At 49.9% G+C, this 26,505-nt stretch carries 17 protein-coding genes; 1 reads left to right on the top strand and 16 read right to left on the bottom strand.

Features of this window, described 5'->3' with window-relative positions; translation table 11 throughout:
- Positions 1-99: 99 nt before the first annotated feature.
- The 7 genes from ACFVQB_RS08220 to ACFVQB_RS08250 all read right to left on the bottom strand — a co-directional run bounded on the left by ACFVQB_RS08220 (position 100) and on the right by ACFVQB_RS08250 (position 14,595).
- Positions 100-3,273 carry a GAP1-N2 domain-containing protein gene (locus ACFVQB_RS08220; RefSeq protein WP_379436830.1) on the bottom strand — a complete coding sequence of 1,058 codons (3,174 nt, stop codon included), beginning with the start codon at positions 3,271-3,273 and terminating at the stop codon, positions 100-102.
- A complete protein-coding gene (locus ACFVQB_RS08225) occupies positions 3,270-4,529 on the bottom strand; it encodes a TRAFAC clade GTPase domain-containing protein (RefSeq protein WP_379436833.1) in 1,260 nt (419 codons plus the stop codon). Before ACFVQB_RS08225 ends, ACFVQB_RS08220 begins: the two co-directional genes overlap by 4 nt.
- Before the next feature lie 44 nt (positions 4,530-4,573).
- Positions 4,574-5,221 (bottom strand): beta-mannanase, encoded by a 648-nt coding sequence (locus ACFVQB_RS08230; protein WP_379436836.1) that lies wholly within the window; start codon positions 5,219-5,221, stop codon positions 4,574-4,576.
- A 20-nt stretch (positions 5,222-5,241) separates the two neighbouring features.
- Positions 5,242-6,525: a vWA domain-containing protein gene (locus ACFVQB_RS08235; RefSeq protein ID WP_379436838.1), complete on the bottom strand. Its 1,284-nt coding sequence runs from the start codon at positions 6,523-6,525 to the stop codon at positions 5,242-5,244.
- Between the two features lie 147 nt (positions 6,526-6,672).
- Positions 6,673-9,204 (bottom strand): transcription initiation factor TFIID, encoded by a 2,532-nt coding sequence (locus ACFVQB_RS08240; RefSeq protein WP_379436841.1) that lies wholly within the window; start codon positions 9,202-9,204, stop codon positions 6,673-6,675.
- A 1-nt stretch (position 9,205) separates the two neighbouring features.
- Complete coding sequence (locus ACFVQB_RS08245; RefSeq protein ID WP_379436843.1) at positions 9,206-12,595, bottom strand: tubulin-like doman-containing protein; 3,390 nt, start codon at positions 12,593-12,595, stop codon at positions 9,206-9,208.
- Positions 12,596-12,801: 206 nt separating this feature from the next.
- Entirely contained in the window at positions 12,802-14,595 is a 1,794-nt protein-coding gene (locus tag ACFVQB_RS08250) for a vWA domain-containing protein (protein ID WP_379436845.1), read from the bottom strand.
- A 668-nt stretch (positions 14,596-15,263) separates the two neighbouring features.
- On the opposite strand from ACFVQB_RS08250, the gene ACFVQB_RS08255 reads away from it, so the two are divergent.
- On the top strand, positions 15,264-16,196 hold the full coding sequence (locus ACFVQB_RS08255; protein ID WP_379436848.1) for a C1 domain-containing protein: 933 nt from the start codon (positions 15,264-15,266) through the stop codon (positions 16,194-16,196).
- A gap of 331 nt (positions 16,197-16,527) precedes the next feature.
- Here the strand turns inward: ACFVQB_RS08255 and ACFVQB_RS08260 are convergent, their stop codons facing one another.
- The 9 genes from ACFVQB_RS08260 to ACFVQB_RS08300 all read right to left on the bottom strand — a co-directional run bounded on the left by ACFVQB_RS08260 (position 16,528) and on the right by ACFVQB_RS08300 (position 26,467).
- Positions 16,528-18,114 carry a DEAD/DEAH box helicase gene (locus ACFVQB_RS08260; protein WP_379436851.1) on the bottom strand — a complete coding sequence of 529 codons (1,587 nt, stop codon included), beginning with the start codon at positions 18,112-18,114 and terminating at the stop codon, positions 16,528-16,530.
- An 872-nt stretch (positions 18,115-18,986) separates the two neighbouring features.
- Positions 18,987-20,444, bottom strand: a complete 1,458-nt coding sequence (locus ACFVQB_RS08265; RefSeq protein ID WP_379436854.1) for a SulP family inorganic anion transporter — start codon at positions 20,442-20,444, stop codon at positions 18,987-18,989.
- An 859-nt stretch (positions 20,445-21,303) separates the two neighbouring features.
- Positions 21,304-21,459, bottom strand: coding sequence for a hypothetical protein (locus ACFVQB_RS08270; protein WP_379436857.1), 156 nt, complete (start codon positions 21,457-21,459; stop codon positions 21,304-21,306).
- A gap of 2 nt (positions 21,460-21,461) precedes the next feature.
- Positions 21,462-21,611, bottom strand: coding sequence for a hypothetical protein (locus ACFVQB_RS08275; protein WP_379436860.1), 150 nt, complete (start codon positions 21,609-21,611; stop codon positions 21,462-21,464).
- A gap of 264 nt (positions 21,612-21,875) precedes the next feature.
- Positions 21,876-23,546 carry an ABC1 kinase family protein gene (locus ACFVQB_RS08280; RefSeq protein ID WP_379436863.1) on the bottom strand — a complete coding sequence of 557 codons (1,671 nt, stop codon included), beginning with the start codon at positions 23,544-23,546 and terminating at the stop codon, positions 21,876-21,878.
- Complete coding sequence (locus tag ACFVQB_RS08285; protein ID WP_053782782.1) at positions 23,547-23,924, bottom strand: phasin family protein; 378 nt, start codon at positions 23,922-23,924, stop codon at positions 23,547-23,549.
- Positions 23,925-23,996: 72 nt separating this feature from the next.
- Positions 23,997-24,635 (bottom strand): ThuA domain-containing protein, encoded by a 639-nt coding sequence (locus ACFVQB_RS08290; RefSeq protein WP_076287510.1) that lies wholly within the window; start codon positions 24,633-24,635, stop codon positions 23,997-23,999.
- A 35-nt stretch (positions 24,636-24,670) separates the two neighbouring features.
- Positions 24,671-25,393 (bottom strand): SDR family oxidoreductase, encoded by a 723-nt coding sequence (locus ACFVQB_RS08295; RefSeq protein WP_379436868.1) that lies wholly within the window; start codon positions 25,391-25,393, stop codon positions 24,671-24,673.
- Between the two features lie 255 nt (positions 25,394-25,648).
- The gene (locus ACFVQB_RS08300; protein ID WP_379436871.1) at positions 25,649-26,467 is read right to left on the bottom strand and encodes a uroporphyrinogen-III synthase; all 819 of its coding nucleotides are present in this window, start codon (positions 26,465-26,467) and stop codon (positions 25,649-25,651) included.
- Between the last annotated feature and the right edge of the window lie 38 nt (positions 26,468-26,505).

Raw genomic sequence — 26,505 nt, forward strand, 5'->3', positions numbered from 1 at the left:
TGTCATTCTCCATCGCTTGAACGAAAACAAAAATACAGCCCCTACGAAATTCCTCGAGGTGGCTGTATTCACATTAATAACACATTCAAGTAATGCTGCTCAGAGCTTCGGTTCCGGGACTAGGTTGATCTCGGTCGTTCCACTCTGAACACTCAGGATGTTCTCCAGATCGATATCGGCTGGAAGCTCCACTTGGTGCCCATAGGGATATAAACGGTCTGCTTCGGCAATAGTCAGATTTTCCACTGAAGATGAATCTGCTCCCGTAGACTGAGACGAATCTGAAGGCGTGCCGCCTGCTGCTCCCTGTGCAGAACCTTTATCCGTAGTGTCAGAGGCTGTACCAGTCCCATCCGTCGATGTGCTCCCTGCTGCTGGATCTGAAGGAGTGCCCTCGGTTGTGGCTGAATCTGCCCCTTGCTTGACTTCTCCGCTCTGCTGAGTATCGTCCCCAGTATCGGTAGAAGAACCTGCAGAGCTTCCTTCTGGCGTGCCCTCTGAGCTGTTTCCAGCCGCATCTTCCCCATCCGGCTCCTCATTTCGGTTGAAACTCTCCCATTCACCCTCAGCATGGAGCTGCTGTGTAGTACCATCTTTTAACTTCCATTGGAGCGTGTCCGTTTGCAAAGCGTTGCTGTCCGTTTCGTTTCTGTAACGGATCACCAACCGGGCAGGCGTCTGTTTCCCATCGTCCGCTTCGGATGCCGGAACGAGGTAGGCAATCTGCTCAGCGAGCTGTACCTCAGGTTCAGCAGGAACAACGGGCTCCTGTGTCAGTGGAGGTGATGCCGCTGGCGTCTCCGCCTTATCCCCCATCAAAGCATACGTGCCTCCAGCAATACCAAGAATCAGGATGACAATGACCGATCCTAGAAAAAGGTTTTTCCTTTTACCTGTCAGCATGCGCACCAGCGGGGAAGACAACTCTGTTTTGGCGCGGTCGTAGGCCGGCTTTATCGTCTTGCTTGCTCTGGCATAATAGGGTTTGAAAGCTGACTTTGACTTAAAGGCTTCGCGGTCATGGGCCTTGAAATAGGCCAAGATTGCATCCGAGTATCCCTTATGTGCGTTGGAGCCGCGAATAAACAAGCGTTGATTCCCCGACCACTCCATAAATTGATACAACACTTCTGTACGTCCTGAACTACTGTAGATAAATTCAATCAGGCCTGGATAATCGAGCCTGTTGCTGCTACTGCCACCTCGATAAAAAGCCAGCGGCAGTGCTTCAAATACAGCCGTACTTGGAAGCTCACGCAGCTCTCCAGCAAGCCAGCGGCGAGCCCACCGCTGAAGCTCATTACGTTCGGCCAAGGAGAGGGATTCCAGTTCCTCTTCATCACGCCCCTCACCGCTAAGCCATGCTCGCGCTGCCAGCATCATGTTTGTACGCGCAGATACATCTGAGCCCTGACGAGCAGCCCAATCCCGAACCTCGTTTCCGTGCAACAAAATATCAATGCTTAACAGCTGCTCACGGTTAACCCGCTCCAGATCGAGATCCTGGATCATAAACAAGTTAATAACGTAAGCCAGCTTGTCTGCGAGCCGGGTTAGATCCTCCTGGTAAGCCGGTGCTTGAACAGCGGACTCAGGTCCACCTTTCCGGTTAGCGCGGACTGAAGCTCCAGACTGCCCAATCCGGGCGGTAATCCCCGTGTCTGAGGAGCCTGCAACTGGTAGACGATCCAATACACTAACCCGCTTAAGTGCCTCATTGGCGGACTGAACAGGGTTGGGTGCAGAACACAAACGTTCACGCAGCTCGGTTGCTGTCCGTTCCAGCAAAAAACTATTGTGGATGGCTGAAGGGTGAGATGTAATCCATCTCTGGATCACTTCCACGACGTCGGCAGCTGATTCCGTGCGTTTCAACTGATTATCCAGATAGGGCTCGAACAACAGCTTGGTCAGTGATTCGTTCGCCAGCACTTTGTCGAAGAAAGCACGGCTTAACAGGCTGTCCCGATCCAGCAAGCCATACAGTTCCTGCACGGCACGCATACGTTTCTGCGAACGGGCGTTATTAACGCCATAGATGAAATAATCGACGATTCGGGACTGTACAACTGGCGCAGCGACCCGGAAATACTCCCCGATGCGTGCAGCAACCGATTCTTCGGGTACATTCTCCCGTTTGACGCTGTCCAGCTCACGACTGAGCAACGTCAGGAATAACTCGTTCAAACGTGAACGTTGCTGCGCTCCACCTTCCGGTTTCAAGTAGGTAAGCAAGCCACTCAGGACATGGCTTTTGTTATCCAGGTACAGATCTTCCCTGCCCTGCTCCAGACGATAGAACATGGAAAGTTCACCGTATGCTTCAATGGAGAGCTCCCGTCCAGGTTCCATTCCGGACAGCATCTCATCCGCAAAAGCATAAAATGGATCGGCAGCCGCAGGTTCGTGCAGTAGTGACCAGGCAAATTCCGCATAAGGAAGCTTCGCCACAGATGCATCTGCATGGGTAACTCTGCCCGATACCAGATCAAAGGTGAAATCCTTCTCCGTATTCCGGTCTTTCGGACGCAGCGTGCCTCGCTCCACGAACTGGATGTGGATGCCTTTCTTCGCCTGCGGCTCCTTCGCAAACGTCATAAAGCCGAGCTGCCGCCGGAACGCGTAAGGCAACGCCGTAAATAACAAACGCAGCAGTCCCTTGGCTCCGGCTGTAACTTCCTCGGCGGGCACATCCAGCGCAATATATACCTTCCGACGTGTCGCTACAGCTTGCATGACAGCGTAGAACAGACGCTTGAATACCACCTCGTCCATTTTCAGAGCACCAAGGATCTGGCTTGGAGAGCTTTGTCCAACACCAGCTGCTCGTGGCAATTCATTAAGCGATGGCAGCACTGTGCCTTGTTCGATGTCATAGGACGTGGCGAACACAGCATCCAGCCAGCCGCCTTGCTTCATCTGCTCTTCCGAGCGTTCAGGAGACAAGACATAGTTATGAGCGAAAAAGGCGCTGCGCAGCCCGGTGAAATCGGCGGATTGGTACACATTTTGCCCAAGAATCGTCTCCCCGCTCTCCAGATGCAGCAAGTGAATGGATGGGGGGAACTTCGCCTCATCCTTCTCACTCCGCCCCGTCAGCTCCGCTGGAGCGTCATAAACGCAGTAGGGATGAAGCACTTTTTTGATAAAAGAAGGGTCCAGTCCCGGCGATGCGGCAACCGTATCGAACCCCTCCGTTGTGCGAAACACCCCGCGCCGCTCTCGAGTATACAGCTGTTGTTCAATTGGCGGGGTTATGGAAGAACGCATCATCCCACTCTCCCCTCAATGTACTTCAGCTTGTACAGCAGCCAGAGGAATGGCTCATCGACACGGATTGGGCTGACCACGCCTTGCAGCTTCATATCCACCGGATTACTTCCCAGCGCAGACACCGCAAAGTAAGCCGTATCCTTAAAGTACACATCCATCGTGCCTTTAAACGGACGGTCCACCTTCTCGATAAAACGTCGGATCTCCCCGTCGATATTTTCGAATTCGGTCAGGTCAAACCAGTCGCGGTGCACCATGTTGCGGAACACATTGCTGTTGGATTTGATATAATCGCCCTCTTCGTCCTTGAGGGAATGCAGCATGTCACTTTTGGTGAGTACAACGGCTGTCGGAATATTCGTCTTGGCTTTGTCCTGGTATGCGATAAAGTCACCGAACATCGTTAACACCACATCACGCGGCTCATCGTATCTTGGCGTCCACTCACCCGGCTCGTTGCCAAGGTTGATGCGGATTTTGTCCCGAATGGAACGAATCTGAAGCGGGTCCACCATAAACAGAATACCTGCCGAGTTCTTAATATGCTGTCCGTGAAGTCCCAGATAGTCCTGCTCCACCATACCTTCACCAGCGACGTCAAAGAACACCAGTGTCAGCGGAGCTTTATCTTCATCCTTGAATACAAATTGGAAAATAAACGGCTCCTGCAGCTTCTCTTTTTGCGTTGAATCCAGCAAATCGCCCCGCTCGAATAGCGGTTCTTCATAATCGGCGCGGAACCGGCGGCTAATCTCCGCGTTCAGCGGCATGCAGGCCGCATCAAAATGATCGGCTGTGTAATGCTGCAAGGTATGAATCAATGAAGTCATGTAGACGGATTTACCTACCTGGGATGCCCCGATAATGGAAATGATATTGCTTGGTGCCTTGCCTGCCGTGACAGGCAGTTCGTTATGGCACTGTGGACACAGCCGACGCCGCGTAACGACACCATAACGATCGTTCAGTCCCATCACAATGTTATCCGAATAGATGCGATGTTCCTCAGGTACATCATGCGGAGCCAGCACGGCCTCCATATCAAACACCGTATCCAGTCCAAACCGTTCGCGATACCGATTCAGCTTCGCATCTTCCCCAAGTGCGTAGTCCTCATCATCGTCGCGATGATGCGCAGCCCGGAACACAACCTCCTCCGGTGAAAACTTGCTGAAACAATACGGACATACGATATCGTAAAACAACAACCGCTCCTCCGGCTGCTGTCTCTTCAAAAACCGACTAAAAAAGCTCATAGCCACTCCCCTCCCCTGATCAGTCAGACTAAAAGCCTAACCATCTAATCTGATATGAGCCGATAAGCGGCTCCGTATTTTGGTCCGTCCGTGAAGAACAACCTTACATAATCGTCCTTGGCTACCTCGACGGGTGGCATTTCATTTCTCCCGGGAGTAAAATCACTCACAAAAGGGTACACTGTGCCATCTTCCTTATTCAGCGGGACCCCGCCCTGCTTGCGAACATAACAGAGCGCTTCCTTCGGAACAGATGCTTCCGTCGTGACGGTCATCAGTACACTTTTTCGTTTCTGAAAAAAACCGCTCTTGTACCGGATCGAAAAGCGAATATCCGCCTTGCCTGCACTGGCAACTACCGTGTTGTCCCCATCACGCTGATGCACCAGAACTGGCCCGTCTTCCTGCATCTGACACACATACACCGTGTACCGGATGGCACCAAAACCCGTGATTCGATCCATATATCCATTGCTTGCCTTATATTCTTCTTTCGTGTATAACTTCAGCTTGCCCTGTGCAGCCTGTTCCCCGGTACGATCATCACCCATCATATCGAGCTCCAGCCGTTCAACATATACAGCTTCCACGCTCTCTGGCCAGAGCCAGCGAAGTGTACACTGGCTCTCGTCCACTGCAAGTGTCAGTCTGCGAATCAGGGGCGCTGAAGGGTCTGCATCCGTAAAACGCATCTATCGCCTACCTCCAGACGTTAAAATCCTTTGCTGCGCGTATCTCTTGCCCGCTGACCGAATCCGTCCACCGAATTGGTTCCCCCACCAGCCTCACGGCGCCCACGAGTCTTCCGCGGTGTGTTCTCCTTGATCGGAATGATCCAGGTGAACAGGGTTAACACACCAGACAAGATGAGCATCGCTCCAAATCTTACAAATGCATCACCAACCGCAGATCCGTCCAGACCCCATTCGAGCAGAAGTCCTGCCAATAAACCAGACACGGCACCGCCAATTCCGAAACTGAGTGCGAGATGGCGGTTATCGAATACAAGTCCGAGCGACACGCCCAACGCTACACCAATCAACAGTAAGGCAGCCACTCGGAAAATAGCCAGATACGTACTGTGCTCCATCATGCCTGTACGTTCGGTCACCAGCGTTCGTTCATCAATCGTATCGTAAATTTGCTGGAATGCCAGATTAAGTCCGCCGGAATCCGGTACATCATAATACATGCCGCCAGTCTGCAGTGCAATATGACGCAATAAGTCGGTTCCGGAAGGATCCACGAGACTCAGACCCACCGTATTGACGGCAATCTGTTCATTCGCATACTCGGACAAAATGGCGGATGTGTCTGCATCACTGAATCCATCGGATAGCAGGATCGCTACCGTTCCGCGTTTCGGGTCCTGTTTGCCCTTAATCTGCTCCATCGCTTCCCGCAGCACTGCATCGAAATTGGTTCCACCCGAGGTCGTCACGATGCCGTCAATTTTGCTGTACACCTCATTCTTGGCAGCTTCGCTGTCCAACGGGGTGAACGGCTGTAGCAGCTCGGGTTGATCATCAAAGGTAATCACCGCCACCTGTTTATCGCTTTCCATTTGGCTGATCAGTGTTTTGGCTGCTTCGAAGCGACCGTTATCCGGGTCCGTTTCCGACATGCTGCCCGAATTATCGATCATCAGTATAATATCTTTGACTTGCTTCACACCGCCTGGGTTAATCTGATAGAGCAATTGCAGGGCAAGTCCGACGACAAACAACAGCGCCAGCGTTCCCGGAACAAGCAATTTCCAGGATAGTCCCAGATATCGCAGCTTCCAGGAAGCCCCGTTCAGCTTAGGCGAGATCATCTCTGCGAGTAAACAGAATAACCCCACACTAAGCGCCAATACGCCAAAGTATAATCCCATCAGCAATAGACGGGGCATTTCCCCGAGCCACTGACGCAGCATGATTTCTCCAGCCGCAAAGCCCACAGCTCCGCCAATCAGGCTGAACAGGACCAGGAGAAGATTGATTTTTCGCTGCATGTTTGCATGCATCCTTTCCAAACCAGCCGATGAACGGCTGAATTAATACAAGATGGGTTGATGAAAAATGAACGTTAATGTACTGGACGGAAACAGATGGTTCTATCTGTACCTCCCTTCCGTCCATATAAGATGCAGCCTTATGTTTTAACGCATGGGTGACAGCTTCTCGGCCAGATCGGAGGGATGGAGCTCATAACCATTCTCCGTATACGAATCGTAATACACCCGGCCATTGCGATACACCATCAGGTCTTCCAGATGGAAGCCTCCCATCAGATTCAGCTTCTCCACACCACTGCTTCGTTCTTCGTACACCACACCCAGCTTATAGATCCGTGACGTTTCTTCGGCATGCGCCGCGTAGTCCATGAAGGCACTGTGATGATCACCAAAGAAATATTTTTCTTCGTAACGATGTTCCTGTGTATAGTCGAATACTCTTACCCGAACGACCGCCTGCTCCTCCAGTGTTCGATACAATCGGCGGAACAAATCATCGCGGGTCAGTACATTTTTGTCGCCATAGGTAATTGTAACATTCGCTCGTAACAGCAATTCTTCTTCGAAAGGTACCCGAAGCGGTTCTGCTGTAAGCAGCATCACATGACATACTTCCATCAGGCGTTGCAGGAGTTGCTCATTTCCTTCTGTGGCAAGCCGGTTCATATCCCCCATATGGCGGTCCTCGAACCAGACATCCCGTCCACGCTTCGCCTCCAAATCTGCAATCAGCGCTTCCGTCACTTTGCCGTAGTACTCCATTACGTTCTGACCGATATATTCATCTGCAGCCGCTATGCTCTCTACCGCTGTCTCACGCAAGACACGTTCCAGCATTGCCAGTGTTTCCGTTACATTCCGGCTGAACGTATGCAGTTGTTCCATCTCCGTATCGTAGACACGAAGCAGCTGCAATTCATTCTCCAGACGCAGCAATTCAACTTTGGGCACATACACGCGCTCCAGCAAACAATCGATCAGGTTGCGCACGTTCTGTTTGTCACGGAACAACGCCCGTTTGAACGACTGATCCTCTACTCGCTCTTGTTGACGCTGCTCAAGCAAGGCACGTGCGGATTCAAGCTGCACCGATTTATCACGAATCAGTCCAAGCAATGCCTCACGCACACTGCCGAACCCATTGTCACTCCAGGCGGCCCACTGAAAATATCCAACCTCAGGATGCTCCGTGCGCGATTGCTCAGCCTTACGACGAAGGGAACCTTCTGTGCTGCGCTGACGTACTCGTTCCTCGGCAAGACGGACCACGTTATCACGGAAGTACGCCTCTGCCCCATGGCCGAACAGTGCTCTCTCCGCTTCACGCAGCGAGAGCGGCTTCAGATCGGTGAAGCTGACGTTATGCGTCATAATGCCGCTCATGCCGCTCACCAGATCCTCATCGGGCAGTATCCCTTCCACTTTGCGCTCTACCGAAGCCCCGTCCAGTCCGAAGAAGGCGATCTTGTCCTTGATGCTCCACTCGGGTTCCTGCCGCATCCGTTCAAGCAGATAACGATACAGATGATACAACACCGCGAGTGCAATGGGTTTGTTCGGCCGTCTAATCTCGGCAAAACCTGCACTGGCATAACCATGCTGATCCGAGGTCGTACGAATGTTATTTTTAAACGACGTATTGTTATACGTGTTGGCCCCTGTGCTTGATACGGAACCGGAACTGTCGGGATCCTGCTTCCGGTTCTTGAGCAGACAGATTCGGCAGATGATCTCGGCATTTTCGATCCAGCCGCCAGGTACGCCGGTTCCCCGCTCGTTCTTGTCTGACAAAATATATACGAGATCGAATAACGGAGAAGCAGGATGCGTAACCGGAATGGAGATACCGTCCTCCGTAACCAGCAGATTGCCACTGAACGTATAGTCCAGCCCCTGCATGTAATCCAGTTCCCGCAGAAAAGCGAGTCCCGCCGCGCTTGCATATCCAAAGGAATCGACCTGCTCCATCTCGCTGACCAGCACATGCAAATCGGTCTGTACCGACTTGAAGGATTGAGCCAGTATCGTCTCGGTCAGCTTGGTAAGCTCCGGCAACAATACATTCAATGGATCATCTGCCCTGGTCACGACGGTCACGTAGATTCGATCGAACGATGAATATAGCCGTCCGTATTCGGCAATACGATTACTCACCCGCCGCAAGGTACGATTCAGACCAAAGAGTGCCTGATCTGAATCGTGGAAACTGCGATGCACGTCCTTGCGAAGCGTTTTGGAAGGTCGATCTGTCTGTATGGTGGACAAGGGAAGCACGTGACGGGTCACCTGACCATCATCAGAAGTGCTGCCATTCCTTGCATCACTCAAGCCGTTAACACGCGCATATCCTGAATGAGCACCATCGCTGTAATGGTCATGCTTCGTTTGCACGGGGTCATGGTCACGATGACGGGCATGCTCCTGATTTTCTGTTCCAATCTGTACATAAACTACGCCTTCTCCGTTATCCCACTTCAGCCGGTTGATTTCCTGGACAGCAGACACTGCCGGAGCGACCTGGTCACCCACGAACAGGAACAACGCGGGGTAATGGATGCTGCTGCGACCATCACCCAAGCTGCCTTGACGCTCCTGCTCTGTTGCATACTGTGCTGCATACTTCTCCAGATTGCGCTTCAGAGCATTGTTCGAGCTGAACTCCATCCCGGCCGCCATCTTACTTCAGCCTTCTGCGAATGTCATTCAGTTTCGATGACATCGTTCTGTAGAACTGGTAGATGTCTTCCCCGTTTGCCAGTTCCACTCGCTCGTATTCCAGACGATCACGGGATTCCATGAACAATACAGCCAGATCATCCAACTTCGTAAGCAATGGCGTGATATCTTCCGATGCGGTCAGGTCGTTATCACGGCGGGAAGCTTTGCGCAGCAACGTGCTGCGATCCTTCTCTGCCAGTCCACGGAAGTTGCCAAACACTTCATATTCAGCAAAGTTACGGCTCTTCATCAGGTTCGCAAACGGCTCCCACGCGTCTTCTTCCGGGTCACGGTCATAGACGTACAGCGCACCTTTCTTCACGATGGTGTCCGTGTATAGTGCTTCGATGAAGCGGTCATACCATTGCTCCTCGTCCTGATGCTGGGCGAGAATGCCTTCCAGCTCGGCGACTTTGACCGAGATGGCGTTCATCTTCGCCAGCTCTTCACGTACCCGCGCGATCAGCTGCGGAGAACGCACCAGGTTTTCTTTGGCCATATCTTCATTAATACTTCCGAAAATGTCCTTCACCGACACCCGTGGCAATCCTTCGGATTGCAGGCGTTTCAATTCCATGACTGCCCGCTTCACTTCACCCAGGTTCGGTGTGGTGGACGTCAGGCGCATGTCGTAGGCACCGAGCTTCGCGGACAAGTCGAACGGTTCGGTCGTAACAACTGCATAACGGTTGCTTGTATTCTCATCGATGGATTTGGCTGTCACAATGTTGTATCCGAGCGCCTGCTCGAATTCGGCACGCACGCGGGCATTGTATTGCTTCACCCGGGCATTCTCGTACACATCACCCCAGGACTTTTCCGGAATTGGCGATGGCAGATAGGTCCAGTTATTCTTCTCGGTTTGTACCAGATGGCGGCCGATACCTTCTTTGTCCAAGATGGTACGTTCATAACTTTCCTCATATACTTTGAGCGGTGTGTACACAAACAGTGGTACCCCGTTGCGAGTGTTCAGCCAGAAGATCCGGTTACGCACTTCACTTTCCTTGACGGTAAAATGAGATTTGCCCACCGCATTGTTCTGATAGTTGCGAATCCCTCTCAGAATGCCCGGCGCCTGAGCCGGCACCGATACGAATCCCCAGGAAGGGAAATGCAGACTGCCTGTGCTGTTGCTCAGATTGAATACCGGAACCGCCTCATCATCCAGTTTGCCTGCAATGAAGCGTTCCACGAATTTCTCGACCGACTCATCCTGTCCATATTTGATCACCAGGAAGTCCTCCATCGAGCGGGTAATCAGATCCCCAAACTTCTCGGTCAGGAAATCAGAGATGGAGCTGACGATATCGATCTCGTTTTCTTTCACCCACTGGCTGGAGTTCTCCAACAATTCACGCGAGAAGTCGCGGATCAGGTCATCCGTATCACGCTTGTCCAGCAGTCCATCCACCACACTGACGATATCCGGCACACTTACAACGTTCCAGTAATACGTTTTGTTGCCTTTGTGATCGGACTGTTCTTCGCCGCGTGTCAGGATGTCCCCGTTTTTGGAGAAAATCGAGCTGAGCGCGTTCAGCGTTTCGGTAAATACGTTATAAATGCGGCTGTTCTCCTGGTTCAGCAATTCGTACAGGTCCTCGTAGAACTCGATCATCTGATCATTGCGTTCCACATCGGCGTGCAGCCAGTACTCATGAATTTTTGCTTCAATATAAGCATTCTTCTTCTTCTCTTTGGAGACAAACGCACTCTTGGCATCGCCCAGCTTCTCTTCGGACTGTTCCTGAGCGGCCTCAATGTCACGCGGAATGCGGAAGGCATTCTCACGCAGGGTTTCAATGTATGACTGAATCATCTTCAGTACACAGAAGCCTTTTTCCGTGTAGATCAGACGGGAGACATAGAACGGACCCTGTTCAGGATGCAAAAACATACGCCGGATCTGTTCGGTGAACTGACCCGCAACCTCTCCCGGCAGTTGCTTCTTCGCCTTGATATATTCCTCACGGGCACGAGCCAGGAAGTTCTGCTCCAGTTCGGTGTCCATGTTCACCACCTGTGATTTCACCACATTGCCATAGGACAGACGCTCGCTGTTCTGGTAACCTGGCAGCGGCTCCGGCACACGGGCTTCAAAGGACTTGACCACACTTTCGAGATCAATGCCGAGCTTGCGGGCAAACTTCTCGGTATCTTCCTGGTTCGGCGCTTTGGAGAACATGGTGCTCATTTTGTCGAACATGCGGTAAGCCAGATAGGTTGTCATTTCTTCAATAGGCAGTACCGCCGAGGATGCACCGATAATGTTGTAATCATAGTTGGCCGGATAGGCTTTGTTCATCTGTGCAATGTTCGTACGAATGTTGCTAATATAATCGTGGATGGCAAACTCCTCGCCGGATTGCTTTTCCTCACTCGCCATAAAGTTGGTGATGTTCTCGGCGGTGACGTTCATGCAGTAATCATAAGCGTTCTCCAGCAGTTTGCCTTCCGTGTTGGTTGCGGAAATCAGATGACACAGGTTAAACGGCGGCAGCGGTGAATTTACGGTCAGAATATTGCCGTATTTCTGAGAGAAACGCTCGCCCCGGCTGTCCACGTTCATCCAATAATCCAGTTCCTTGAGTGCAGCATATCCATTCTTGCGGATATATTCACGAGTGTGCTCACTCAAGCTTTTGTTGGACAGGTTCACGTCCGGAGTGAACAGATATCCAAGCGTGTTCACGCGGTCAATCCCGGCAGAGCCGTGATCGCGTTCGATAATCCCGCGCACGATATAGGAGATATCGAGGAAGCAACCACTGCCGGTACCGCCGGAAAGACCTGTCAGCAGGAACACCATCAGTTTCTTGTTGGTGCCTACAGATAACGTTTTGATCTTTTTGTCGATCGCCTGCACGACCTGGTTAATCTTGGTGAAAAGCAGCAGGCGTCCTGCCTGACGCACCCCTGCGGCGCCATTCATGCCATCGGTGATGCTCAGCTCCGGAGACAGCCAGTCCGTAATATACGGCTCCAATACGCTGCGGTTCTGAAGCAGTCCACCAATCTCGGCATTGGACAGCAGTACGAATTCATTAATTGGATCAAGTCCGATGCCTTTATACTTTTTGGCGCGATCCTGTTCGTTCGTTTCAAAAGCAAGAAACTCCACGTTGGACGGTTTATCCATTTTTTTCTTGGATACCGGGTCCTGTGGCAGCTTGAAGCGTCGGTTAATCTGGTATTTAAGGCGCAACAGCGCATCAATACCTGTTCCTCCAAGACCAATAATCAGAATCGGGTTATCAATCGTATCGACTCTGATTTTCTCACTGACAATCCCTCCGCCAAGCGATACATCCAGTTGCTGAATATGTTCTCTAACAATCGGTTTCATTCCAAGTCCTCCCTTTGGTTAACGCTCATATGCTTCCATCTATATAATTTGAACTAAAGAATATTTACACTTGCCACTCCGATGACAGGGTGAAATCCGGGGATAAAGGCGCACGCTACGCTTCTTCAGGTTATTTCTGTCCTCTACGTTCTCGTGTAAATGGTTAGATCATCTTATATAGCTTACATTCACTTAGCCATAATTCTTCACACCAGATACTCAATTAAAATAGTCTTGTCCGCCTGTTGCAGCGGGATGCTCAGTCGGTCACCGTTCTTCAGTTCAACGCCTGAGCTTGCATCAACGGCACGGCCGGATTTCTCCAACGTTCCGCCTGCAGTGTTACGAATTATAATTCGATCCCCATTGCTGGGCGTAAATACATATTTCTCGGTTTCCTTCAATTCAGGGTCCAGCTGTAACAGCTGGTGCAGATGGAATCTGCCCCGGAAGGATGCCAGCTTTTTATATTGCGGGTATGATTTGTCCCCGGTATTCTCATCGCGAATTTCGACGATCATCTGTCCGACAAATCCACGGTTTTTGCGTTTCAGCCAGCCTAGCAGGAACCAGACACCCACAGCTACCACAATCAAGGCGATCACGCCCAAAATAACAGGCATCCATGGAAACGGCTTGTCCTGCTCGCCCGCAGGAGTCGTTGGCTGAGTTCCGCTACCGGTTGCTCCGCCCGCATTGATCGTAATCGGAGCACTTTCCCGGTAGAAGCTGTCTTCTTCTGCACGGATAACAAGTTCGTAGTTATGGTTGTCCGGCACTTCAAACGTTCCGGCGAACCCGGTGCCCGTGTTTTCGAGTGGCTGTTCTGTGCTTTTGCCTGTATCCTGATCGTTTACGACCAATGTCGCCTTCATATCGGCATACAGGTCATTATCCTGCAGCGGCTGTCCTCCATTCTCCAGCTTGGCGGTCAGATCCACTTTGTCGCCCTTCGTATAGGACTTGGTCTTAATTGGGTCCACGACGAGCTGGAGATCATAGTTGAACAACAGGTTGATATCGATACTGTCTTTCGGAGCCCCTTTTACCCGAAGTTTCCAGTCGCCTTCCTGAGGCTTGAGCAGCTTCACCAAGGAATAACTTTTTGAAGTGGAGAGCTTGGCTGCATCCGAGTTTAGGTCTACGGCCTTGCCCGAAGGATCGGTTAATTCAATCTGCACTTGTTTTGAAGACATGATCGAGATGTTGGCTTCAAGTACACTGTCGTTCGGTACGTTCACGGTAACTTCCTGATAACTGCCGTTTCCAGTAATGGAGGGCAGCTTCACGACATTCAGTTTGGCATGATCGGCAAAAATCTCACTTAGAATCTGCGGCAAATCATCCGGTGTATCAGTGATAAAGGACTTGCCGCCGGTCTGCTGAGCCAGATCTGCAAGTGCGTCCTTGTTCAGTTTGCCGTCTGCGTTCAGTCCAATCGTATAGACGGGAATCCCCTGATCCTGTGCTTCCTTGACTGCCTTTGCCAGATCCGCATCGGACTGAGCCTGGGTGCGACCTTTGGTTTTGTTAAAATCGTTGTTGCCGTCAGCCAGCAGTACGATCATTGGCGAGTGAGATGCGTCTGCCCCATGGTTCAGCACATTCACCGCTTCAGCCACCCCAACAGAGATATCGGTATATGGTCCTCGGCCGAGCTGATCAATAAAATCTTTCAGGCTGCTCTTGTCCGCATCGGACTGAATCTCCAGCAATGCCTTCTCACGCTCCACCTGATCGGTGTAAGCGACAATCCCTACCTTGTCCCCCTGGACCGGCAGCATATCAATAAACATTTTCATGGCTTCATTGCTGATCTTGTCACGGTCACTTGTATTCATTGAATTACTTACATCGGCTACAAGTACCGCATCGATTCCGCTTGTCTGTGCCTGAGCCGCTGCAGCATGTGGCAGCAACGCCTGAGGTAACAGCAGCGTTAGAAATGCCAGCAGAACCAGAGTTCCGCTGAGCCAGCGTATTTTGCTTGTCCGCAGCATTGGGTGTACTCCTTCACGTTTGAGATTAAAATGGGAATAGTTTATTATAGGCGTCAAGCCTTAAGGAAATCTTAACAGTCTACTAATAAATTCTGAAAAGCACCCCTATCTTCAGTTACAGTTTTGTAATGACTGACAAAAATCGACGAATTCACGTCATTAACTGGCATGAAAGTTCCAACTATGGAAATATGATATAGTTATTGCCAGCAAACTGCAATATAACGACGCTTGATCAGTAAACATTATCGTTTATAAGATGAATATAAGAATCACACGCTAACGGAGAGGGCAGAAAGAACCTGAAGAAGCGAAGCTACAAGCTTTCTGTAAGAAAGCTACTTCGGAAGCAAAGACCTCGCCTTTATCACCGGATTTCTCCCTTTAGCAAAAGGGAATCAAAGAAATCTGGGGATAACAGCGATCGGAAGGTTGTTCTGCCATCGAAGTGGCTCGGGTGTGCAAACAATAGTTCATCTTATAATATAAGCAAAATGATCGAGCCATAGAAAGGAACGGATTATGGTTACATACGGATGCCTCGCCATATTGTTTCTTTTTGTCAATATAAAGGGGATTGCGTTCCTGCTTCATCGGCGCAAACCCGTTTCCCGGGAAGATGCGGATCGAACCCTCTACACTATTCTGAATGGCGAGCGTGATTGAGCATGAGCACTAAACAAGTTGTATCCATCAGACCTTTTATAAGAACGACGCATGCGTTTCAAAAGTTGCGTGTCTGCAAGCGGTGCGGCCAGTATACCTGCCTGTGGGAGGATCAATGTACCGCCTGTGGACGGGGCACCCTTGCCACAGCGGAAGAACGTGCCTCTTCCCGCGTCAAACGCCGGATCGCACGCGACCTGTTTATTACGGTAATCCTTGGTGCAGTTGCTACCTATTTTGGCGAAAGCATAGACCAAACGATGGCGGCGGCCAGCGTCTCCCTGCTGCTTCTGGCTGGATTGATCTTCATGCAAAGGCGATCCTTCCAGGTCGAACAGCAGCGCGAACTTAAACGCATGCTGCGTCAGGATGAGGAAGCGATTCGCCAGGGCATTAACCGGAATTGGGCTCTTGTCGCAGAAGCGCGCAAGCAGGATGAAGCGCTAGCCTATGAAATGCTCAGGGAGATCGGTTCACTCATCTATAACGACCGGATTCGTCTGCAGCAGGTTGCGCTGCTGCAATCCTTCGTACTGCGCAGTGATATGGACCTGCAGCTCAAACCTCTGCTGCTGCGCAGCTTCGAGCGGCTGCTCGCTGAATATATCGGTGAAATCGCACGGCTGAAGCCGGAATTGGTCCGTGAAGATGCGATCCGATATGTCGCCACGTACGAAGTTAATATTTTGCAGCTGCACAACGGGATTCAGATTCTGACGGCTGTAGCCGCCGCTGCTGTACGCAAAAGTAAATATATTGAGTTGTTCCCAAGTCTTATTACCCGCTACGCGCGCTTTATGCCCAAAGATCGGTTTATGCGGCTCTATCGAACTCTAGAGCTGTATCCTGGTAAAGCCCGCGGTGGTCTGGCGGAATCGGTTAGTCGGGTGTATAACGAGAAATATCGGGATTCGTACGCAGATGTTCGTGTGTAGAGCTGTTGTATATGGACTCGAAATGTAAATTAGTGCAAACTCAATCCCTGTATATAGACGAACCAAAATTCGTTTACCCCTGCATGCGTACTGGATTCACGCGTGACATTGTATAGTTTTTATCATATAAGCTTCGACGAAAAAACACCCCATCCTTAGGTCTAGGATGAGGTGTTTTGATGTTTGGAAAATCTATGGTGTTCTTCCAGATTACCTGCCATGTGGCTTATCTTCGTATTTCTTGTGAAGCGACGCTCTCGCCATGCCAATCCTGCGGCATGGCGCAAATCCAATCGCTCAGCGCGGCTGTACCGCCGCTGGCGTCAAAGCTTTACCGTCCGCGACGAGAATCGCGGCGGTCGCTCTTGGCCGGACCGCGTCCTGCGGAGTCCGGCCGGCGGGAGCCCTCGCGGCCCTGCTTGCTTGGGCCGCCTTCACTGCCGCGCCCAGAGCTGCGCTTGTCGGCGCTACGGCCGCCCCAGCCGCTGCTGCGCTCATCGCCGCTGCGACCTGCACCGCGCCCGCCTTGACCCGCTGCACCGCGACTGCTGTCGCTGCTGCGCGCGGAACCACGGCCTGCGCTGCGCTCGTCGCCACTGCGGCCGCCACTACGACCACCGCTGCGTCCACCTTCGCCGCCACGGGAACCACCACGACCGCCACGTCCGCCTTCGCTGCGGCCGGTACGACCTGCGCCGCGACGGGCACTGCCTGTCCCAGCGGAGCGTCCGCCAGAACGTTCTTCATCACCCTGACTGTTGATGGAACGTCTATTTGCTCCAGTTGATGCTACCGGACCTTCACTTGTCCACTGGATACGGGACAGCTTCTGATTGGTGCCTTCCTCAATACGAGCAAGCTCCGGTCTGTCGTGCTGTGTTGCAAATGTCACGGCAAGGCCCGTGCCGCCAGCACGACCCGTACGGCCGATCCGGTGGATATAGCTTTCCGCATCATGTGGCATATCGTAGTTGAATACGTGCGTTACGCCTTCAACATCCAGTCCGCGTGCCGCAACATCCGTAGCAACGAGGATTTGCAATTTCGCATCGCGGAATGCTTTCATTACGTTCTCACGCTTGGATTGAGACAAATCACCATGAAGTTCATCGCTCGCATAACCTGCTTCACGCAGATCTTCGTTCAGCTTGGATGCACGGCGCTTGGTCCGGCAGAAAACAATCGCCAGGTACGGGCGATACGTATCAATCATGCCGCGAAGTGCCTCAAGTTTGCCACGATCCGTGCACTCCAGCACCTGCTGGCGAATCTGATTGATCGGAATCACGGACTTGGAGGATACCTTCACATCCTCTGGGTCTTTCATGTAGTTCTTCGCCAGGTTGCGAATGCCTTTCGGCATCGTTGCCGAGAACAGCATCGTCTGACGCTTGTGTGGCAGTTCACGAAGGATGGTCTCCACATCATCCAGGAAGCCCATGTGCAGCATTTGGTCGGCTTCATCCAACACCAGTTTTTTCACATTGTCCAGCTTCAACGTGCCACGACGCAGATGGTCCAGGAGACGTCCCGGCGTACCAATCACGATCTGTGTACCGTTTTGCAGTTTGCGGAGCTGTTTGTCCACATCTTGTCCGCCGTATACCGCGAGAACATGCAGCTTATCGTCGTTTGCAGTCAGCTTCTTCGCTTCTTCCGTAATTTGCAGCGCCAGCTCCCGCGTAGGGGCAATAATCAGTGCTTGCGGCGAGCGGTCAGATACGTTAATTTTCTGAATAATCGGCAGCAAAAAAGCCAGCGTTTTCCCTGTACCCGTCTGTGCCTCAGCAATAATATCGCGCCCACCCAGCAATACCGGAATCGAACGCTCCTGTACCGGAGTCGGCACGGCGATGCCCTGATGTTTCAGGATCTCGCACCATTCCGGGCGAATGCCCAGTTGTTCAAAGTTTGCCAATCGTTACACCTCTGTATATTCATTTAGATAAGTCCATTTCATAATTGCTTTCACTTGACTTCAATCAAGACTAGTTTTCCGTATATCAATCATGATTATGAAATGAATTTTTTAAAAAGCAATCGGTCCGTTGCTCTTCTTCTCCATACCCTGTAGTTTACACGTTAGTCAAGCAAAACAAAAGGGGATACAGCGTTACACCCTAACTTGTAGCACAAATTCTCCGAAATCCATATTGTAGCAGGCTTCCCGATCCAGGCAGACTGGCTGCAGCCTCTAGTTTTGAAGATGGTTATGAAATGGCATTAATAGTCGCTGGGTAACTTTCATTGCATTGAGTGACTTTGGATGACTTTGGGTGACTTAGGAAGATATTGAATAGCTTTCATTAATTTAAGTGATATTAAATAAGGTGCGTTCTAACGAATCGAGCACACCCTATTCCGGCATATGAAGTAATTCCGGATTTCTAACGAACTCCAGAAACCCTATTCCTTGGTGAACCTGTGAAAACAGGGCTATATTAGTGATATTGTCAAATTAGCGTGTCTGTGATTCGTTAGAGTAACGAAAGGTCGAAATAGCCCTAAATAAGACGTGCTGAGTTCGTTAGAAGGCAAATCACAGCGATTGCGACTGTAAAAGAACAGGCAACACAACCATAGCAGAATATGTATACCTCAATCTCTAAAACACAAACAGCGGCGTCTTCCCCGGCTGAAACCCGGAGAAAAGTCACCGCTGATCACATGCTGCTGTTATTACACACTGCAAATACACACTGTTCTCAAATCAGTAAACCCTATATACAGATGAAACTTCATAGGAAGCGAGCGAGGTCCATTCAATTCAGGAAGCTCCACATAATCACGTTATGAACCGTGTCCATGCCCTCCCGCAGTTGCAAATCCGCTCTTCTCAAGCAATCGAGAACTTTCCTCATTCAGTCCGCGCAGATGTACAGTTTTGCCCAGCTTCGCATATTTGAACTTCACTTTACCAATGGCAACAACCGCCGTGTTATCCCAAATATGTGAACCACCAAAATCAATGATGATTTCCTGCGGATCAGCCTCGGCATTGAACTCATCGACGAAACGGGAAGATGAACCAAAGAAGAACGGCCCGTGAACCCGGTACACCTTCTGCCCTTGCTCCTCATTTGACTGAACTCGAATCTTGGTCTGTTTCCAACCAAAATGAAGCACACTAAGCACAACGCCGACCATCACACCGATAGACAGATCATGGGTAATCACCACAATAGCAACCGTAACTACCATAACGAAGGCCTCCGCCCGTGGCACACGCGCAATGTTCTTGATAGAACCCCAGTCAAACGTACCGATGCACACCATGAACATGACACCTACGAGTGCACCCATTGGCACCTCTTTCACCACACCACTGAGCAATAACAACAATATGGCCAGAAAGGCTCCAGCCGTAAATGTCGATAAACGACCTCGACCACCCGACTTCACATTAATAACCGACTGTCCAATCATCGCGCAGCCACCCATGCCACCGAAAAGGCCATTAACAAAGTTGGCAATCCCCTGACCACGCACTTCACAGTTTTTGCTGCTCTTGGTCTCGGTCATTTCGTCCACAATCGTTGCTGTCAGCAAAGATTCCAACAGACCTACCAGAGCCATCGTGAACGAATAAGGCAGCAGGATCATTAACGTATTGAGGGACCAGTCGATATTCGGCAGATGGAACATAGGCAGGGTACTCGTGAGATTTCCCATATCACCTACGGTTTTTACATCCAGATGTAAAAGCGCCGTAATGATCGTCATAATTACAATGGCAATCAGTGGAGCCGGAACACTTTTGAAAAACCGTGGCAAAATATAAATGATCGCCAGCGTACCCGCTACCATCGCATACATAATCCAGTTAGCGCCCGTGAAATGGGTAAGCTGAGCCATAAAGATGAGAATCGCCAGTGCGTTCACAAACCCGGTCAGTACCGAATGAGGCACAAATGTAATAAACCGACCCACCTTGAAAATCCCCAGAATGAATTGAATGATACCTGTCAAAATTGTAGCGGCAAACAGATATTCCACGCCATAATCCTTGACGAGTCCCACCATCAGTACCGCCATAGCGCCCGTTGCTGCCGAGATCATGCCCGGCCTACCGCCCGCAATTGAGATCACGATGGCAATCGTAATTGAAGCGTACAATCCAACCATCGGATCGACACCCGCAATGATCGAGAAGGCAATGGCTTCCGGAATAAGCGCGAGCGCTACCGTAATACCTGCCAGCACGTCTCCGCGAATGTTACCAAACCATTGTTGTTTTAAAGTATTCATATCTTCCTTTGCCGGTCCTCCTACGTTATTGAAACTCAAATTTGTCTTATCGCCTGAATGGCAATGGAACGGTTCGTCACTGACCAAATTACAACAGACAACACAAAAAACAGCGGAATACCCTCCCGCAAAAATCCGTCTATATAAGTTGAATGACATGTTGCATTGACCATGGTCCAAATATGTTCTCCGATATCATGTCTGCACATGTCTCATCCGTTCCAGTGTGTACCTCTTATTTCCACTACAACATTCAGGTGTTTTGCTTTCGTGGCAACGTGAGCTAATCATGATGTCTCTAGGTTTTCCCCTCTCAGAAAAACCGGGCCCGTTAATGTACTGACCTATTATTATAGACATAGGAAGTGATATGTACTAACACAATTAAACTGAAAAAACAGAAGTATATCTCGGGATATCTTACATTTTCGTTATTTTACTCGGCAATACTCTGTTCCAAAACAAAAAAATCTACTCAAGAGAGTAGATGATTATATAACATCAGGGTCGTACTCAGAATCATTGCATCTGCCGAAGCAACAGGTGTTTTGACCATTAATTCAAAAATATCATCTACGACTTCAGAAGAACATTCAAACAACACCATTTGCTTAATGAACCCTTTAATTTTAGAGATAGCTTCAACATTGTATCTTTTTAGAGTTTCAGGTGCTGATTTGATAACTATACTACTTCAATCCCCTTTGAACGATTTTTGTTTTTGTTTGTAGGTTCTGGGTGTTTCATCCGGGTTGGTTTCTTTAAATGCTGTAAGTCGATCATCGATGTATAGAATCCTGGCTAAAGAATTAATAAGTTCGACTACTACTATTTCTGAAGTACATAGCATAACTTCATTTTAAATTAAATATGTAAGAAATAAAAAACAGGGGAGATGCTTTATATCATTCTCATAAAAATAAGCTACTAAAACATTGGTATCAACAAAAAAAGCATCTTCCCCAGAATGAACAGGTAAAATGCTCTTTCCAAAATCTATTTCAGATAATGGCATTGTTATTTACCCCTTACTTCTCTGCAGATTTCCTGGGCATCAATATCATTCCTCGTTTTTATTGATCCACCCGCCTGTATCATCTGTTTTTTGCTTTCTGCGGAGATTTGTTTTCTTTTCTCTGCAATTTTTGCAACGGCTGTAGGGGACATAGCGGCACCTCCTTTGATTCGCTTCACCAAAGACACACCTCCAAGTAATCTTGGATTAATTTATGCCCAGTGAGACAAGTTTCAATCCAAAAAACGAGCTATCTAATTTTTTCCTTATATTGTATTACGCCACGAAAATCTGTATGTGTGTCACAGTAAACAAGAAGGATCAAAGCTGAATTTTGATAAATGATTACCACTATTATTGTTAATCTGCAAAAAAAGTGCCTATACATAGCCTAGGCACTTTTTCTTTTGCTTATGCTAAAATCTCCCAGATTTAAATATCGAATAGAGCAGGAAGGCCACCATCAGAATGGCTACCAGAAAACCGATCTCAATGACCGGAATATCCCACAGCATGGTGGACTGGTGACTGATCGAGGAACCGATGATTAACCCGACCATAATGATACAAAATGCGAGCAGTACAATACTGAAAGACAGCCGATTACTGATCTGGTCCATTCTGCGCATGAGCGCATCCAGTTCAGGAACACTGATTTCCAGCCTCAGCTTTCCTTTGCTAATAATGGAAGACAATTGCCTTAACTGCCCAGGCAGACCCATAACACTCTCAGCCATATCGGCCGCGCTGCGGAACAGACGATTCCTGATCCTTCCAGGATTAAAGCGTTCCTTGATCAGCTTGCGACCAAATGGTTCTGCCATATCCACGATACTCAAGGAAGGATCGAGATGTTCGATAACACCTTCCATGGTAAGCAGCGACTTCCCTAGCAGCAGAATGTCGGCAGGCATGACGACCCTATGTCGCTGGGCTACACCGAACAGATCATTCAATGCTTGACCCACGCTGATTTTGGAAAAGGGAATATCATAATATTTGCTGCGCAGCTTGTCCAGATCGCTATGAAGCCCTCGCAGATCCATATCATCCGGCATCATGCCCAGCTTCTCAATCGCCCGGATCATGCTGTCCGTATCTTTGCGCATCAATCCGATAATGAGCGAAGCCAGATGCTGCTTCATCTCATCACTCAGACTGCCCACCATACCGAAGTCGATAAAGGCAAGCCTGCCATCCTTCAATACCATCAGATTGCCTGGATGTGGATCGGCATGAAAGAATCCATGAATAAAGATCTGATTTAACAACGAATCCACCAGTCGCTGTGCAATGTTATTCAGATCATGCCCACGTTTAATCAACTCGTCACGGTCATTCAGCTTGATACCTTCAATGTATTCCATCGTGAGCACACGAGAAGACGTTTGGTCCCAGTAGATCACCGGGATTTTCACTTTGTTGTCCTGCTGATATTGCTGTGCAATCTTCTCCGTATTACGGCCCTCAACTGTATAATCCAGCTCGGCCATCAGTGCCTGAGCGTACTCTTCTACCATTTGCGGAATCTGATATTGCTTCACCCAATCCCAGCGTTTCTCCGCCATGGCTGTCAATTCTCGTAAAATATCCAGATCTCGCTGAACGATACGCGATATGCCGGGCCGCTGGATTTTAATAGCCACGGCCTCACCACTTCGGAGCTTGCCCAGATGCACCTGTCCAATACTAGCCGCAGCCACAGGGGTATCCTCGAACCGGGAAAAGATCTCCTCCAGCGGTGTATCCAATTCCTGTTCCAAAATACCCCGTGCCGTCTCCGAGGAAAACGGCGGGACCTGATCCTGCAGCTTCACCAGTTCGCGGATCACAGAGTCAGGCAACAAGTCTGCCCTTGTGCTTGCCAGTTGCCCCAGCTTGACGAAAGCCGGCCCCAGCTCCTGCAGCACAAGTCGTATGCGTTCACTCAGCGTCTTGGTGGTGTGGGCTTCACGCGACATCCACCGCCGGGGTATAGCCAGCAACTGGAACAATCCCAGCTCCTCGACCATATAACCGAAGCCATGACGCACCAGCGCCATGGCAATTTCCCGGTATCTGCCGACATGTTTGATTCGCACAGCCATCTACTCGATCTCGTTTCCTTTGAGAGGAGGAACTTCAAGTGGAGCTGGGGATACATCAGGTTGAAGCTGTGGTGTGTGACCCAATTCCGCAAGCTTTTTCTCAAGGACAGCAACACGCTGTTCCAAGCTGGTTACATCACTCTCGGATGGAACGCCCACTTCCTGAAGGACGCGCTTGACCTGCTCGTGAATCATTCTTTTGAATTGGCCCTGCTCTTCATCGCCCCGTTCCATCAGGCGTTCGACCAACGCTTTGGATTCACCAGGGGCCAGTTCCCCGCGCTTGACCAGATCATCCACGGTTTTCTCAATTTTCTCCTTGCTTACAACAGTAAGACCGAGCCCTAACGAGATTGCCTTTTTGAACAAATCGCTCATTCTTGTCATCCTCCTCTTCCTTGATCTCTATAGTATACCCCTAATCAGCTGCTCACAAAAGAAACGGTCCGGCTATACGTAACGCGCAGCCCATTTTCCTGCCTGCAGAATTAACTGACGATAGGTTTCATGTGCAAATGAAGGTACGTGATGTCCTGGCATCAGGTACACAATGCGTCCAAGACCATATCTATGTGCCCAAGCTGCGGGCTTCGGCCCTTCTTCGGATTGATACTCCAGCAGAACTTTCGTTTCGGCAAACGAACCGAACTCGAACTGATAAGGCTCTTCCTCCATCGTAAATCCGGAAATGCCTTCCGTCACCGGATGACTCTCTGCCGTTACTGTGAACTCCAGCGGTGCATAAGGCGGATGATGCAGGAATTTGGCACCGATCATCTGCTTCAGCTCATAACGATTTTGGAGCGAAATTCCGTTATGTATAATGACCAGTCCACCTCCATTACTAACATAGGACAATAAGCCTGCTGTCTGCTGTGGAGAGACTTTTCCCTTCCAATCGTCCATGTAACAGATACACACATCAAATCCGGTTATATTTTCTTGCAGCAGCATGTTGCGATTCTCACTGCACTGCACAGTCATAGTATCGTGAAAAATCCGACTGATCTCCGCATCCACACCTTGCAGCGGATGCCAGTCCGGATGAGTATAATCACCAAGTAACAACGCTTTTTTACGATGATCCATCAATAAAAACTCCTTTCAAATTACCTATAACAGAATTACCAAGGAAGTACATCCCCCTTGTAATCTACATACGCAGGCTGATCTCCCATGAACTCCTTATGGCGATCGATGAGTGCTGTGATATGCTGAGCCGATTGATCTGGCGCAAGGTCTGCAGCGGTATTTAATTCCCCGCTCATATAACTCTGTACCCACCCGGGATGAATCAGCATCACTTGCCCACCCTCATTCTTCAGACCGTTATGCACGAGGCGGGCCTGCATGTTTAACGCAGATTTGGACATACAATAGGCAAACCATCCATCCCGGCTGCACTGCTCAATACTGCCTGCCTCCGAAGATATATCGACAATTAGCTTGTTTGTCCCTTGAAGAAGGAGGGGCAGCAAGGCATGAGTCACACGCAATGTCCCCAAGGTATTTACGTTAAATACTTCTGCCATCTCCGCCATGTTTAACGGTCCGCTGATATGATCTGTAATACTTCCTAGTATAGCCGCATTATTAATAAGCATATCCAGATGCGATGTATCCAGCTTAAGTGTCTCCGTGAACAAGGCTACGGACAGATCATCCCCAATGTCCAGTTCGATGGCGCGTAAATGTATCGGATAAGCATCCTTCAGAAGACGAATCCCTTCGGACTCTTCCATGTCCACCCCCGCCGCATAAACGATATAACCTCTCTTTAGCATTTGTGCCGTCAGAGCCAACCCCAATCCCCGGGCCGCCCCGGTTACACATACGGTTTTCATCATGTTGTCCCTCCCTCACAAGCTTAATCTGTCTTTAATTCTTTCCACATTATTATCCAAAAACCTTTAATTATGAATGGGTACGACTAACTTCACGACCAAAGTCTCAGGTGAATCCCCTTGAATCAGAGTCGTTCAGCTTATAGAGAATGCAAAAAAGTTCTGACCCCTATATCGGATCAGAACCGGGAACAGCTTGGCATCTTCAATTCGTTTCAATATGAGTCCACAGGCTGGATTTATTGCAAAAGATGAGCCTTAGTCCGCAGATCGGGCAGCGTAATAACGCCCCAGTTCAACGATTAGTGCCCCCATCTTTTCATCCTCCGGAACCACGAGCGCCTCAATACCCTCTTCACGCATCGCGTTTGCCGTAACTCTGCCCACCGAAGCGGGCACCACGCCTTGTCGGAAAGCTTCCTGCATGGATTCGAGCTTGCCCTTTGACGCCGCGTATTCAACCAAAAACCGCACTTGCGGTCCACTTGTAAACGCGACAGCATGCACCTCATGCAGCAAAATTTCATTCAACAACTGCTCCAGCTCGCCCTCTTCGGGCGGAACGTGACGGTAAGGAAGCACCTGACGTACATGAGCCCCTTGTTCCTCCAGCCAACCGACCAACTTGGGCGCAGTTTCCCCGTGCAGTTGCAACATGACCTTCTGTCCCGCAAGTTCATGAGGCGCAAATTCACGAATCAACCCGTCTGTGCTGCCATCATCATCCCGCACCAGCGGGGTTAGTTTACGTTTTCGGAGTGCGTTGACTGTCTTGTACCCTCTTGCTGCAATCAAGGATTCGGATAATATGTCCAGCAATTGATCAGCAATCTCCATATCCTCAGCCATATCAAAAATAGCGTCCAATCCCATACCCGTGGTTAATACCGTCCAGTCTGGCGGGTCGGATATCCAGGATACCAGACCATCTCGAATATTACGATCATCCAGAAAAACAGTTCCCTGCGCGGGCCGAACTAGTGGAATCCCGCCCATTTTCTCAACCAGCAAGGACATCTCCTTGGATTTTCGTGGTCCTGTCAATGCTACACGTATACCTGCCAAATGTTGAGCCATCCATGTTCCCCCCGTTAATTCAGCCGAATGTCATCAGT

This window comes from Paenibacillus sp. NPDC057886, from assembly GCF_042796655.1.
GTDB lineage: Bacteria > Bacillota > Bacilli > Paenibacillales > Paenibacillaceae > Paenibacillus.